We start from the raw sequence: 247 nt of genomic DNA on the forward strand, positions 1-247 counted from the left end.
GGTGTTCATGCATCACGGCAAGGTGCATGAGGTGGGGGATCCGAAGGTGTTGTTTGCCAACCCGCAGACGGCGGAGCTGGCGAACTTTATTGGCACCGTTGAAGCCGCCAACTGAGCCTGCCTCGCCACAGAAGTTGTGTTGGATCAACGGTTTGAACCATGCGCGTTGGCGTCAGCGTTTGATCGTGGCACGATGTCGGGGTTATCGACCGAGACCCACCTGACCATGCCGCAATCCAAAGCCAAG

Annotated in this window: 1 pseudogene; it reads left to right on the forward strand. The window is 57.9% G+C overall.

The window, feature by feature from the left end:
* Positions 1–115 (forward strand): annotated as a pseudogene (locus tag J5M57_RS28790) (amino acid ABC transporter ATP-binding protein); the annotation flags it as partial.
* Between the last annotated feature and the right edge of the window lie 132 nt (positions 116–247).

Origin of the sequence: Pseudomonas sp. 86_A (assembly GCF_017491705.1) — a bacterium.
Classification (GTDB): Bacteria; Pseudomonadota; Gammaproteobacteria; order Pseudomonadales; family Pseudomonadaceae; genus Aquipseudomonas; species Aquipseudomonas koreensis.